Genomic DNA, 12,822 nt, shown 5'->3' with positions numbered 1-12,822 from the left:
CATGGGCACAAGTGACCGATCCGCCATCTGGATTCACTCGTGCGAGTGAAGCCTCGGTGGGGTGGGCCAGGGCGGCGAGGTCACGGCACCATTCAGGGAAGGTGACATCGACCGACCGGGAGGACCTGTGACCGAGGTGCACGGCAGCCAGGGCCGAGGCCGCGACGAGACCGAGGACGAGCGGGCCGACCGCCGCTGGACCGACCTCATCCAGGAGGTACGGGTCGCCCAGACCGGCGTGCAGATCCTGTTCGGCTTCCTGCTCACCGTCGTCTTCACCTCGCGTTACGAGGACCTGCCGCAGACCGATAAGACCATCTACATCGTCACCGTCGTCCTCGGCGCCGCCACCACCGGCGCCCTGGTCGGCCCCGTATCCTTCCACCGGATGGTCGCCGGACGCCGTATCAAGCCCGCCGCCGTCGAGTGGGCGAGCAGACTGACCGTCGTCGGTCTGGTCCTGCTCCTTGTCACGATGACGGCGGCGCTGCTGCTGGTCCTGCGCGTGGCCACCCACGACGAGTACGTGCCGTGGCTCGTCGGCTGCGTGGTCCTCTGGTACCTGCTGTGCTGGGTCGCCCTCCCGGCCTGGATCCGCCGCCGCTACGCCGGCGACGAGCCGGGGCGTCGTCACACCCGCGAGTGAAGTCCCCGGTGGCGTGATTGGCGGTGTTGCCCATGGGCCGCGTGGTGCGCGAGCGTGCCGTGTCATGGACCGTGACCAGAGTCGCCCCACCCCACCCCTGACCCGCCGTCAACTCCTCGCCGCCACCGGTGCCACGGGGGCCGCCGCGGTCATCGGCACCGTCGGCCCGGCCGCCCACGCGGCCGCCCGGCCCCGTACCGCCGACGCGGCCCTCTCCCTCACCTTCACCCGGGCCACCAACGGCTCGGCGACCCTCGCACCCGCCGGCGACACACTGATCGCCGAGGCCCAGAGCGGCCTGTGGTCGCTTCCGCGCGGCGGCGGCCAGGCGGTCCCCCTCACCCCGGCCGGCCTCGAACCCAACCGGCCCACCCACTCCCCGGACGGCGCTCTCGTCGCGTTCTGCGCCTACCAGGGCGGCGGCTTCCACCTGTGGACCATGCGCCCCGACGGCTCCGACCTGAGGCAGCGCACCGACGGCCCCTGGGACGACCGGGCACCGGCCTGGTCGCCCGACGGCACCCGGCTCGCCTTCGGCTCCGAGCGCGGCGGCGACCCCGACGCCCCCTTGGGCGGAAGCCCCTACCGCATCCACGTCCTGCACCTCGGCACCGGCGCCGTCACCCCCGTCACCGGTCTGCCCGACCAGGACGGCCCCCTCCAGGACGGTCCGTGGGAGGACTTCGACCCCACCTGGTCACCGGACGGCACCCGGCTGCTGTTCGTGCGGGCCAAGGTCGTCACCACCGGCACCACCCCCACCGTCGAGTCCCGCACGATCGCCGCAGTGGCCGCCGACGGCAGCGGCGCGGTGACCGTCGAACACACCGAGACCGCCGCCGCGCAGGTCATGACCCCCGCTCTCGCCGCCGACGGCCGTCTCGCCCACCTGCGGACCACGGCCTCCCCGAACGGCTACTGCACCCTCGTCGTCGACGGGCGAGCCGTCCCGGTCGACGGCGACCTCGCGCCCGTGCCACCCCGCTGGACGCCGGACGGCCGACTGCTGGTCACGCTCGACGGCGCCTTCACCCTCGTACGCCCCGAGGAACCCGCGAAGCCGGAGGAGATCCCCTTCGAGGGCGTCCTCCCGGTGGAACGGCCGCGCTACCGCGTCAAGGAGTACGACCTCGGCCAGGAGCGGGTTCGCCCCGTGCGCGGCATCCACCTGCCCGCGCTGTCGCCGGACGGCCGCAGCATCGCCTTCGCCGCCCTCAACTCGCTCTGGCTGGCTGGTACTTCGGGCGGTCGCCGACCGAAGCGGTTGCGCGAGTCGCCGGCCACCCGCACCCTGCTCGCGCCCTCCTGGGCACCCGACGGACGCTCGCTCGTCTACGCCGACGACCGCGACGGACTGCTCGGTGTCTACCGACACGATCCGGCCACCGGCGAGGAGACCGCCCTCGCGACCGGCGGCCGGGTCATGCCCGCCCTCTCGCCCGACGGCGAGCGGCTCGCCTGCCTCGACATGGTCGGGCGGCTCGTCGTACGGGACCTGGCGAGCGGCGCGGAACGCGTCCTCGCGGCGCCGCTCGGCGGGGGCGGCATCCCCGGCAGACCGAGCTGGTCGCCCGACGGCCGCCACCTCGCGCTGTGCGATCGCAACCGTCTGGGCGCCCGCTTCCGGGAGGGTTACAACCTGATCCGGCTCGTCGACGCCACGACCGGCGCCGACCGGCTGCACACGGTCGCGCCCCACACCTCCATCGCCGACCGCTACGACTCCGGGCCCGTGTGGTCACCCGACGGACGCTGGATGGCCGTGATCGTCGAGTCCGCGCTCTGCCTGCTGCCCGTCACCCCCGACGGCACCCCGCGCGGCAGACTCCGCACCCTCACCACCGAACCCGCCGACCACCCCACCTGGTCCGGCGACTCCAAAACCCTGCTCTACCAGTCCGGCACCCGGCTCCGCCTGATCGACGTCTCCGGCGACCACGCCCGCACCGTCCGCGTGCCGCTCGACCACACCCGGCCCACCCCCGCCGACATCGTCGTCCACGCGGGGCAGGTGTGGGACGGCACCGGCGAGACGGTCCGCGACGACGTCGACATCGTCGTACGCCGCGGCCGGATCACCGCCGTCGAAGCGCACCGGGGCAACCGCCGCGCCGCGCTCCGCCGGATCGACGCCTCCGCGCACACCGTGATCCCCGGCCTCTGGGACAGCCACACCCACCCCTGGCAGAGCACCTACGGCAGCCGCCAGGCCACCGGACAGCTCACCTACGGTGTCACCACCGCCGTCTCCCTCGGCGGCTTCGCCCACGAACAGGCACGCATCCGCGAGGAGGTGAACGCCGGCCGGCTCGCCGGACCCCGGCTCCTCACCACCGGCGAACTCCTCGACGGCGCCCGGGTCGCCTACAGCATGGGACGCGCCCACCGCACGAGGGCCGGACTGCGCCGCTCCCTCGAACGCGCCGAGGCCCTCGACTGGGACTTCGTCAAGACCTATGTGCGGGCGCCCGGTTGGGTGATGGGTGAGGCGGCGCGCTTCGCCCACGAACGCCTCGGCGTGCGCACCGGCGGCCATCTGCTCTCCCCGGGCGTCCAACTCGGTCAGGACCTGACGACCCATCTCCAGGCCACCCAGCGCGCGGAGTTCGGCCACGCCATCACCACGACCGGGCGGGCCCACCAGGACGTGGCCGAGATCTACACCCGGCAGGGCGTGGACTTCTCCCTGATCGCCACCCCCTTCACGGCCTCACCCCTCATGGGCGCCGACCCGGCGCTGGCCGACGACCCCCGGGTCACGGTCGTCATGCCGCCGTGGGACGCCGCCGTCGTCCGGCAGGGCGCGGGGGCCCCGCCCACCCCCGCCCAACTCGCCGCCCTGCGGACGGAGACCGACATCTACCGGCGGATCCTCGCGGCGGGCGGCGTCGTCGCCCTCGGTACCGACCAGCCGCTCGGCCCCGTCGGCCTCTTCCTCCACCTCGCCCTGCGCGCCCTGCACGCCGGGGGCCTCAGCCCCGCCGAGACCCTGCGCACCGCGACCGTCCTTCCGGCCCGGCTCTTCGGTCTCGACGACGACCTCGGCACGGTCGAGACGGGCAAGCTCGCCGACCTGACGATCGTCGACGGAGACCCCTTCACGGACTTCGCCGACCTCGTCCGCACGGTGACGGTGCTGCGGGGCGGAACGCCGTACACCACCGAGGAGTTGGTGGCCGCCTACCGGCCCTCCGCCCGACGGGTGAAGGCCGCCGGGACGGAGGAGGACTGGCTGGAGGTCGGCCGGCTGATGCGCCGGGACGGCTGCTGCCACGACGGTCACTGAACGTCCCGACGACCGCTCGGGATCAGTGATCGGTTCCCTTGCCGATGAACAGCTCCGCGAAGGTGGACGCGGCGGCGGGAGAGCCGAGCACCCGGCGGAGCCTCGCGGTGGCGGCACCGGCCCGGAACGGGTCGCCGGACGACGGCCCGTGCAGCAGCTCCGCCAGCCACTGCGAGAACTCCTGGTAGTGCCAGACCCGGCGCAGGCAGGCGTCCGAATAGCCGCGCAGCCCACGGTCGTCGCCCGTGCGGAGGCGGGCGCTCAGGGCGTCCGCCAGCAGCAGGGCGTCGTACAGGGCCAGGTTCATGCCTTTCGCGGCGATGGGTGCGACGAGGTGCGCGGCGTCACCGGCGAGGTACAGCCGGCCGTACGTCATCGGCTCGGTGACGTAGTTGTGCATCTCGAGCACCCGCTTCTCGACCAGCGGGCCCTCGGTGAGTGGCCGGGCGCCGGGCGCAGCGAGGCGGGTGTGCAGCTCCGACCAGACCCGGTCGTCCGGCCAGTTCGCCGGGTCGTCGCCGGCCGGGACCTCCAGGTAGTAGCGGGTGACCTCGGGGCCGCGCGCCATGTGCCCGGCGAAGCCCCGGGGATGCACACCGAGGACGACGCAGTCGGACGACGGGGGTGCCTCCGCGAGCAGCGCCAGCCAGCCGACCCCGTGGTCGTGCCGGGCGACCGTGGCGTGCTCGGCCGGCAGGGCGGTCCGCGTGACACCTCGGGCGCCGTCACAGCCGACGACGAACTCGCAGGCGAGGACGTGCCGTTCACCGGTCGCCGGGTCCAGGTACGACACGGACGGGCGCTCGCCGTCGATGTCGTGCAGCGCGACCTCGTGCACGCCGAACCGGATGTCACCGCCCCGGACGTCCGCGTACTCCCTGACCAGATCCGTCACGAGCAGCGGCTGCGGGTAGACAAAGTGGTGATGACCGGTGATCTCCGTGTACGGGAAGCGCTGCCGCCCGCCCGCGAAACGGAACTCGAACTCCGTGTGCACCGGGGCCCGTTCCAGGAGCCGTCCGGCCAGTCCGCGCCGCTCCAGCGCGCGCACCGCCCACTCCTCCAGGAACCCGGCCCGGGGCCGCCCCTCGATGTACTCGCGGCTCTCGGTCTCCAGTACCACGCAGTCCACGGAGGCGGCGCGCAGGATGTTGCCGACGGTGAGCCCGGCCGGTCCGGCGCCGACGATGACGACGGGGGTGCGCTCGGGCGGGTGCGGACCCGGGAGGGGAGTGGGGGTGGTCACCCGAGCATTATGCCGGGTGACCGGAGACCGGGGGCTGTCCTCAAGTGCGGCGCGAGGTATGGGAGTCGGGGGCGGGGTTCCCCGTCACCTCAGTTCGAACCGGCGGGCCCACTCCGCGACGTCGGCCGTCGTCGCGTTCCCACCGCAGACCACGAGGCCCAGCCGGGCGCCGTCGCCGACGCGGTCGAGGACCTGCCGGGCGGCGGGCAGCAGACAGCCGGCGGCCGGCTCCGTCCACACCTTGCCGTGTTCGGCGAAGTCCAGGACCCCTTGCACCGCCTCGGCGTCGGAGACCACGAGGACGTCCTCGACGAGGGCGGTCACATGGTCGTAGGTGAGCCGGGAGACGGACGGGGCGCTGAGCGTGGTGACGACCGAGGAGAGAGGGACGGTCACGGGCCCGCCCGCCGCGATCGCGTCGGCCATCGCCGTGGCCCCGACGGTTTCCACGCCCCAGACCCGGACGCCCGGCAGCAGCGCCCTGAAGGCGGCGGCGACACCGGCGACGAGACCGCCGCCACCGATGCTGACGAGCACGTCCGTGGGCGCGCCGGCGTCCCCGGTGGCCGCCGTCGCCCCGGAGTTCCCGAGGTCCTCGGCGAACTCCAGGCCCACGGTGCCCTGCCCGGCGATCACCAACGGGTCGTCGAACGGGTGGACGAGGGTGAGGCCCTCCGACCGGAGCCGCTCGGTGAGCGCGAACGCCTCCGCCATCCCGTCGGTGAGCCGCAGCGAGGCGCCGGCGGCCTCGACGAGGTCGGCGGCCCGCCGGGGCGCGGACCTGGACATCACCACGGTCGCCTTGATGTGCAGGGCGGCGGCCATGTGCGCCAGCGCGATGCCGTGGTTGCCACCGCTGACCGCCACGACCCCGGCGGCCTGCTCCGCCTCCGAGAGCGTCAGCAGCTTCGCCGTCGCGCCGCGCGCCTTGAACGAGCCGGTGCGCTGCAGCAGTTCCAGCTTCGTGGTCACCGGGGCGCCGAGGAGCGCGGACAGCCCCGGGCTCGGCACGGTGGGCGTCCGCACGACATGGGCGGCGATCCGCTGGGCGGCGTCCTGGATCTCGCCGATCCCGATCAACACGATGTCACTCCGTTCGGTGGGGTGGGGGTGCCTGGGGTGTGGGTGCGGGTGCGTCGTCGGGTGCGGGTGAGTGGGGCTTCTCGCGCAGTTCCCGGCGCCCCTGAAAAGCAGGGGCTGCGCCCCGTGCCTTTCATCCCCGCCGGACCGTTGCATTTCAGGCCCGCAGGGCCTGGTCCTGCAGGCCCGTAGGGCCGTTGGTTTCAGGGGCGCGGGGAACTGCGCGAGAAGCCCCACCGGGCCCGCAGTCGACAACGCACCCCGCACCCGAATCCCCGCGCTCCCCCGCTGGGCTCACCGTAGCGCCGACGTCCAGTCCCGCGGGACGCGCCCCGCGGGGCCCGGCGACGGCTGTCCCTCCGGATGGCTGAGGGGCGGCGCGAGGTCCGGCCCCGACTCGTACATCTCGTCCGTCTCGTAGTTCCAGAACCACGACTCGCCCGGCTCGTAACTCTGGACGAAGGGATGCCCGGTGGCTCCCGCGTGGGCCGTGGCGTGCTGGGCCGGGGAGGAGTCGCAGCAGCCGACATGGCCGCACTGGGCGCAGCGCCGCAGGTGGAACCACCAGCCGCCGGCCTCCTCGCACTCCACGCACCCGTCGCCGCTCGGCGGAACGGTGGGGTCGATTCCGGCGGGCAGGGTCATGGGGTCTCCTCGGGGTCGTCGGCGAGCGTGACGTCCAGGTCGGCGGCCGGTGCCGTCAGCGGCAGGAGGACCTGGAAACGGGTCTCCCCCGGCCGGGAGTGGACCTCGATGTGTCCGTGGTGCTTGTTGACGACGATGCGCCAGGAGATGTCGAGGCCGAGCCCGGTGCCCTGCCCCACCGGCTTGGTCGTGAAGAAGGGGTCGAAGATCCGGCCCTTGATCTCCGCCGGGATGCCGGGGCCCGTGTCACGGAACTCGATCAGGACCTGATCGCGGTGGTCCAGTGCCGTCCGCACCGTCAACGTGCCCGCGCCACCGGTGTCGTTGATCGCGGCGACCGCGTTGTCGATCAGGTTCGTCCACACCTGGTTCAGCTCGCCCGGATACGCGGGGATGCGCGGCAGCGAGCGGTCGTACTCCTTCACCACCTCGATGCGGTCGCCGATCTTCCCGGACAGCATCAGCAGGGTGCTGTCGAGGAGTTCGTGGACGTCGGCGTTCTGGTAGGGCGCGCGGTCGAGCTGCGAGTACTGCTTCGCCGCGTCGACGAGCTGGGTGACACGGGCCGTGGAGTCCTCGATCTCGTTCATCAACAGCTCGGTCTCGACGGTGTAGTTGAGCCAGCGCACCGCGCCTTCGAGGGTGTGCTCGTCCACGGCCTCGGCGACCTGGTCCAGCCACGCGGTGTCGAGTCCGGCCTGCACGAAGTTCGGCGCGAGCTGCCAGCCGCCCGCGATCCCGTGGTCGTCGAGCCAGTCCGTCAGCTCGTCCTCCCGGTCGGAGGCCTCCAGCGGACTGAGCGGCGTCGCTTTCGCGACCTGCTCGGCCGTCCGCTCCTGCAGATCGACCAGCGACTCCAGCATCGCCCGCTTGTACGGGCCTGCGGCGATCGCCCCGAGCTTGTGCCGCATCCCGGCCACCCGCTCCCTCAACGCCGAGGTCGCCCGGACGGCCGCCGCGGCCGGGTTGTTCAGCTCGTGTGTCAGCCCGGCCGACAACGAGCCCAGCGCCAGCAGCCGTTCCCGCTGGTTGATGGTCCGCTGGGTGTTCTGGCTCCCGAAGAACAGCCCCTCCAGCAGATGGACCGCCATGGGGAACCAGTCACGCATGATCTGCGCGAAGGCCGCCGCGGGCAGGACGTAGAAGCGCGAGGGGACGGTGACCCGCATGGAGCCCTTGTAACGGGCCTGGTCCGCCTGGTCCCCGAGATACGCCTGGAAGGCGCCCGCGTACACCCCGACCTGGGAGCTGCGGCTGACCTCCACGTCGTCGTCGCCGACCTGCCGCGACAGCACCACCGTGCCCTCCAGGAGCACGAAGAAACAGGTGGCCGGCTCGCCCTCCCGGTAGACGTGACCCGGCTCGAACCGCTCCACCCGGCCCTCGCGGCACAGCCGGTCCAACTGCTCGTCGTCCAGCTTCTCGAACAGGAACAGACGGCCCAGCTCGGCCCGGTCGCACGGCGACGGCTGCCCGCTCACGACGACACCCCGGCGAATGTCATGACTGCTCCAGATACCTGTGCACCAGCATCACGGCCATCGCTCCCTCTCCTACGGCCGACGCGACCCGCTTCGCGGACTCTGACCGCGCGTCCCCGGCGACGAACACCCCGGGGACATTGGTCTCCAGGTGGTACGGCGGCCGGTCCAGCTCCCAGCCCGCCGGCGGGCCCCCGTCCGGGGTCATGTCCGGCCCGGCCACGATGAACCCGCGCTCGTCGCGCAGCACGGTCCCCTCCAGCCAGTCGGTGTGGGGCTCGGCGCCGATGAACACGAACAGCCACTGCGCGTCGACGAGTTCCTCACGCCCGCTCGCCACGTCCTTCAGCGTCAGCTGCTCCAGCTGGTTCGTGCCGTGCGCGGCCTCCACGACCGTGCCGGGGCGCACGAAGATGTTGGGGGCCTCGGCGAGCTGCTGGATCAGATAGTGCGACATGGACGCGGTCAGCGACTCGCCGCGCACGAGGAGGGTGACCGACTTGGCGCCCCGGGACAGGTACATCGCCGCCTGCCCGGCCGAGTTGGCGCCGCCCACGATGTACACGTCGTGCCCCTGGCAGCCGGCCGCCTCGGTCAGGGCGGAACCGTAGAACACCCCGCAGCCGGTGAGGTCCGCGCAGCCCGGCGCGGCGAGCTGCCGGTACGACACGCCGGTCGCGAGGATCACGCTGTGCGCGGCGACCGTCGAGCCGTCGGAGAACCGGACGGTCCGCGCCGCCCCGTTCACCTCCAGCCCGCTCGCCTCACGGGCGGTGAGGATCTCCGCGCCGAACTTGGTGGCCTGACGGCGCGCCCGGCCGGTGAGCTGACCGCCGGACACCCCGTCGGGGAACCCGAGGTAGTTCTCGATCCGTGAGCTCTGGCCCGCCTGGCCGCCCGTGGCCGACCGCTCGACCAGCAGCGTCCGCAGTCCCTCCGAGGCGCCGTACACGGCGGCGCCGAGCCCTGCGGGTCCGCCGCCGATGACGACCAGGTCGTAGAACTCCTGGGCCGGTGTGGTCGCCAGCCCCACCTTCTCCGCCAGCTCCGGGTCCTCCGGCGCCACCAGCGGCGTACCGTCCGGGGTGACGACCAGCGGCAGCCGTGTGCCGTCCGCCCCGGCCGCCGCGAGCAGCCGCCGTCCCTCCGGCTCGTCCGACGAGAACCAGCGGTACGGCACCTGGTTGCGCGCCAGGAACTCCCGTACGCCCGACGACCGCGCCGACCAGCGGTGCCCGACCACCTTCGTCGTGCCCGCGCGGGTACGGTCGGTGGCCCGCCAGGCCTGGAGCAGGTCGTCCAGGACCGGATAGAGCTTCTCCTCCGGCGGGTCCCAGGGCTTGAGCAGATAGTGGTCGAGGTCGATGACGTTGATCGCGTCGATCGCCGCGCCGGTGTCGGCGTACGCGGTGAGCAGGACCCGCCGCGCGCCCGGATGGACGTCCAGGGCCTGTTCCAGGAACTCGATGCCGTTCATCTCCGGCATGCGGTAGTCGGCCAGGATCACCGCCACCTGGTCGCCGCGCAGCTTCAGCTCCCGCAGGGCCTCCAGCGCGGCCTGCCCGGTCTCCGCCCGCACGATCCGGTACGACTCGCCGTACCTGCGGCGCAGATCCCTCGCCACCGCACGGGAGACCCCGGGATCGTCATCCACCGTGAGGATCACGTTCCGCGCGGGACCGACAGCCTGAGTCATACTCCTCCACCCCGAGACCAATGGGCCCATCGTATGTTCGACCGTGCCGCTGCGCGCGGCTTCCGCGCAGCCACGGTCCGGGGCCCGAGGGCGCCGTCAGGTCCGGCGCGGGGCCAGCACGCAGAACTCGTTGCCCTCCGGGTCCTGGAGCACGACCCAGGGCTCGTCACCGGTCTGCCCGATGTCCGCGTGCCGGGCCCCGAGGGCGAGGAGGCGGGTGACCTCCGCCTCCTGGTCGTCCGGGCGGAAATCCAGGTGGAGGCGGTTCTTGCCGTTCTTCGGGTCGGGGGCGCGCCCGAACAGGAGGCCGGGCAGACGGTCCGGGGCCGTACGGATCTCGTACTCGTCGGGGGACTCGTCGACCGCCACCCACCCGAGCGCCTGTGCCCACCAGCGGCCCAGCGCCGCCGGATCGGCCGCGTCCACCAGCACCTGCTCCCACTGCAAGGTCATGCGGCGAGCGTAGTGAAGACTGGAGCCGTCAGCCATGTGACAACCGAGAGGTGGCCGATGACGACGCGCCCGATCACCGCCGCAGTGGACGGTACCCCCGAGAGCCTCGCCGCACTGGCGTGGGCCGGCCGGGAGGCCGTACGCCGGGGCCTGGCGCTGCGGGTGGTGCACGCGTGGCGGTGGGAGCCGCACGAGGCGATCACCGTGGACCGGGACGGACAGGCGCGGTGGGCCGGCGAGGCCCTCGCCGAGACCGCGCGGGGGGTCGCCGAACGGCACCCGGAGCTGGAGGTGACCGCGGACCTCGTGGAGGGCCCGCCGGTCGAGACGCTGGTCGGCGCCGCCGAGCACGCCGAGACCCTGGTGCTGGGCTCGCGCGGGCACGGCACGGTGGTCGGCTTCCTGCTGGGCTCGGTCGGACAGCAGGTGATCGTCGAGTCACCGCGTCCCGTTGTGCTGGTGCGCGCCGAGGACACCCCGAGCACCGAGGCCGCCGGACGCGAGGTCGTCGTCGGCCAGCAGGGCACGCCGGAGGACAGCGCCGACACGCTCCGGTTCGCCTTCGAGACGGCCGCCGCGCGCGGGGCGTCCCTGCGCGCGGTGCGGGCGTGGACGCTGCCCCCGCTGTACGCGTACAGCCCCGGCTCGCTGAAGCTCCTCGACGAGGCCGGCGGGCTTGAGCCCTACGAGAAGAAGGCGCTGGCCGCCGCACTGGAGCCGTGGCAGGAGCGGTTCCCCGGGGTGCGGGTCACCCAGCACGTCGAGATGGGCAGCGCCGGGCAGGTGCTGCTGTCCGTGGCCCAGCGGGCCCAACTGGTGGTCGTCGGGCGCCGCGCCCGCCGTACGGCCGTCGGCGCCCGCATCGGGTCGGTCGCCCACGGCGTCCTGCACCACGCGCACTGCCCGGTGGCGGTCGTCCCCCACAGGTGACCCGCCCCGGCGACCCACGGCCGGCGCCCGGTGCCACCGGCCCCGGGCGCCCGGCGGCTCAGTCGGCGATGACGTCGTCGGCCTTCGGCGGCAGCAGCGCCAGGGTCTTCGGCAGGACGTTGTCGATGTAGTCCTTCACCGCCGTGTCCAGACCGATGTCGTGCTGGGCCCGCTCGGACAGGTACCAGCGGTGTTCGAGGAGCTGGTGGTAGATCTCCGCGGGGTCCATCGAGCCGCGCAGTTCGAGCGGGACGGCCCGCACGGTCGGCCGGAACACCTCCCGCACCCAGCGGTGGGCCAGCACCTCGGGACGGGCGCCGAGGGGGTCGTCCGGGGCGTAGTCGTCCTGGGTGGCCATCCAGCTCTCCAGGTCGGTGAGCAGCCGCCGGGCCTGGTTCTCCTCCGTGTCCAGACCGGTCAGCCGCAGCAGCTGCCGCTGGTGGTGGCCCGCGTCGACGACCTTGGGCACGAAGGTCACCGTGTCGCCGTTGTCGGCGTGCTCGATCTGCATCTCGGCGACGTCGAAACCGAGGTCGTTGAGACGGCGGATCCGGCGCTCGATGTAGTGGTACTTCCCGGCCGGGTACACCGACCTGCGGGTCAGCTCCTTCCAGAGCCGGTGGTAGCGGGAACAGATCTCGTTGCCGAAGTCGATCGGGTCCACCGACGGGTGCAGTGCCCCGGACGCCTCCAGGTCCAGCAGCTCGCCGCTGATGTTGACCCGGGCCAGATCGAGGTCGTACTCCCGCTGCCCGGTGCTCAGCCGCGCGTGCAGATCGCCCGTCTCGGCGTCCACCAGGTACGCCGCGTACGCGCCCGCGTCCCGCCGGAACAGCGTGTTGGACAGTGAGCAGTCGCCCCACGCGAACCCGGCCAGGTGCAGCCGCACCAGCAGGACGGCGAGGGCGTCCATCAGCCGGTGCATGGTGGCCGGGCGCATGGTCGTCTCGAACATCGAGCGGTACGGCATCGAACCGCCCAGGTGCCGGGTGATCAGCACCGGCTCCAACGGGTCGCCCGCCTCGTCGAGACGGCCGGTGACGACGCCGAGCGCGTCCACCGCGGGGATGCCGATCCGGTCGAGGTCGCGCAGCAGTTCGTACTCGCGCAGCGCGGGTCGCTCGGCCAGTTCCTTGACGGCGACGACCTCGTCGCCCGCGCGGGCGTAGCGCACCACGTGGCGGGAGATACCGCGGGGGAGCGGCACGAGATGGTGTTCGGGCCACTCCTCCAGCGGCAGGTGCCACGGCAGTTCGAGCAACAGCGCGGGGTGTTCGGGGTTGGTGGCGCTGATCTGCAGTGCCATGGGTCTCGGTCCTCTGCCTTCGTGTCACGGTGGTGCGGAGTGCGGCCGGGCGG

At 73.0% G+C, this 12,822-nt stretch carries 10 protein-coding genes; 3 read left to right on the top strand and 7 right to left on the bottom strand.

Features of this window, described 5'->3' with window-relative positions; genetic code table 11:
• Positions 1–127 precede the first annotated feature (127 nt).
• Both P8T65_RS04080 and P8T65_RS04075 read left to right on the top strand, forming a co-directional pair.
• Positions 128–646 carry a DUF6328 family protein gene (locus tag P8T65_RS04080; RefSeq protein WP_316724031.1) on the top strand — a complete coding sequence of 173 codons (519 nt, stop codon included), beginning with the start codon at positions 128–130 and terminating at the stop codon, positions 644–646.
• A 64-nt stretch (positions 647–710) separates the two neighbouring features.
• Positions 711–3,932: an amidohydrolase family protein gene (locus P8T65_RS04075; RefSeq protein ID WP_316724030.1), complete on the top strand. Its 3,222-nt coding sequence runs from the start codon at positions 711–713 to the stop codon at positions 3,930–3,932.
• A 22-nt stretch (positions 3,933–3,954) separates the two neighbouring features.
• Here P8T65_RS04075 and P8T65_RS04070 read toward each other — a convergent pair whose 3' ends face one another.
• The 6 genes from P8T65_RS04070 to P8T65_RS04045 all read right to left on the bottom strand — a co-directional run bounded on the left by P8T65_RS04070 (position 3,955) and on the right by P8T65_RS04045 (position 10,533).
• The gene (locus P8T65_RS04070) at positions 3,955–5,178 is read right to left on the bottom strand and encodes a 4-hydroxybenzoate 3-monooxygenase (protein ID WP_316724029.1); all 1,224 of its coding nucleotides are present in this window, start codon (positions 5,176–5,178) and stop codon (positions 3,955–3,957) included.
• 84 nt (positions 5,179–5,262) lie between these two features.
• A complete protein-coding gene (locus P8T65_RS04065; RefSeq protein ID WP_316731472.1) occupies positions 5,263–6,258 on the bottom strand; it encodes a pyridoxal-phosphate dependent enzyme in 996 nt (331 codons plus the stop codon).
• A gap of 294 nt (positions 6,259–6,552) precedes the next feature.
• Complete coding sequence (locus P8T65_RS04060) at positions 6,553–6,903, bottom strand: UBP-type zinc finger domain-containing protein (protein WP_316724028.1); 351 nt, start codon at positions 6,901–6,903, stop codon at positions 6,553–6,555.
• Positions 6,900–8,384 carry an ATP-binding protein gene (locus P8T65_RS04055; RefSeq protein WP_316724027.1) on the bottom strand — a complete coding sequence of 495 codons (1,485 nt, stop codon included), beginning with the start codon at positions 8,382–8,384 and terminating at the stop codon, positions 6,900–6,902. The genes P8T65_RS04060 and P8T65_RS04055 overlap by 4 nt, the downstream gene beginning before the upstream one ends.
• 19 nt (positions 8,385–8,403) lie before the next feature.
• Positions 8,404–10,080, bottom strand: a complete 1,677-nt coding sequence (locus P8T65_RS04050) for an FAD-dependent oxidoreductase (protein WP_316724026.1) — start codon at positions 10,078–10,080, stop codon at positions 8,404–8,406.
• Positions 10,081–10,176: 96 nt separating this feature from the next.
• Complete coding sequence (locus P8T65_RS04045) at positions 10,177–10,533, bottom strand: VOC family protein (RefSeq protein ID WP_316724025.1); 357 nt, start codon at positions 10,531–10,533, stop codon at positions 10,177–10,179.
• 57 nt (positions 10,534–10,590) lie between these two features.
• On the opposite strand from P8T65_RS04045, the gene P8T65_RS04040 reads away from it, so the two are divergent.
• Positions 10,591–11,463 (top strand): universal stress protein, encoded by an 873-nt coding sequence (locus tag P8T65_RS04040; protein WP_316724024.1) that lies wholly within the window; start codon positions 10,591–10,593, stop codon positions 11,461–11,463.
• A 58-nt stretch (positions 11,464–11,521) separates the two neighbouring features.
• Here P8T65_RS04040 and P8T65_RS04035 read toward each other — a convergent pair whose 3' ends face one another.
• On the bottom strand, positions 11,522–12,769 hold the full coding sequence (locus P8T65_RS04035) for a DUF4032 domain-containing protein (RefSeq protein WP_316724023.1): 1,248 nt from the start codon (positions 12,767–12,769) through the stop codon (positions 11,522–11,524).
• Between the last annotated feature and the right edge of the window lie 53 nt (positions 12,770–12,822).

Origin of the sequence: Streptomyces sp. 11x1 (assembly GCF_032598905.1) — a bacterium.
Classification (GTDB): Bacteria; Actinomycetota; Actinomycetes; order Streptomycetales; family Streptomycetaceae; genus Streptomyces.
The sequence above is the reverse complement of the archived record's forward strand: the minus strand, read 5'-3'. Positions and strand labels throughout refer to the sequence as shown.